This window comes from Caballeronia sp. LZ003 (assembly GCF_031451465.1).
Lineage (GTDB): Bacteria > Pseudomonadota > Gammaproteobacteria > Burkholderiales > Burkholderiaceae > Caballeronia.
In genome coordinates this window covers 1-757 of record NZ_JARUXJ010000105.1, presented here as the reverse complement: position 1 = coordinate 757, position 757 = coordinate 1, and the positions used below count along the sequence as shown (strand labels likewise).

Genomic DNA, 757 nt, shown 5'->3' with positions numbered 1-757 from the left:
AAGCGACTTGGCGGCCACGCCGCCGCGCTGAATAAACTCCATCCATTGATCGCCGCCGACGCGCCCGCCGGTCGCCGATATCACTTTCTGAACGCGGTTGGCCTCATCCAGAAACGTCGCTTGGTCCTTCGTCCCGCCTCGCAGTTCGATCACCTTGAGCATGTTCATGAACATGCGCTCATTGTCTTCGGCATGCTCTCCACCGTACACGGCGTCGTTCGCAAACTTCATCCTAGACAGGATCGGTGCGGCAACCTTTGCATGGTGTGAATCAGCAAAGACCGACATCGAATCGCGCATCATGGTCATGTTGTCGGAGATGCTCGCGCCGTACACCTTCATGCCGCGAGCGAATTTCACGGCGTCTTGCGTTGCGCGCTCGCCCAAGCCGAGCGCCTGAATTCGCGCGATCTCGTTCTGGACCTTCTTGGCTTCGCCAAGCGTCTCACCCAGGCCGCCCAGAATGTGCGTGCCCGTACTCTTGGCCGCATAGCCGCCGATGGCCATGTTGGCCCCGACGCCCTGCATGGCTTGCATCTTTGTGCGGGCGGCCGCGATGCGCTTCTCGCGCTCCGCAAGCTGTTCCAGTTGCCTCTGCTGTTGCGCGATCGATGCCTTGGTCGCGTCGATGCTGGTCTTGAGTTCCCGCTCGTGCCGTGCCAGGCTCGATGTCGCGACACCCGCGTCCGATAGCTTCGTTCGCAACTCGCCCAACTTCGCGACCTGCTGACTATGCTTGGCGGTGAGCGTCACGGCG

General features: G+C 61.4%; 1 pseudogene. It reads right to left on the bottom strand.

From position 1 onward, the window contains the following. Positions 1-757, bottom strand: a pseudogene (locus tag QCE79_RS33235) (hypothetical protein); the annotation flags it as partial.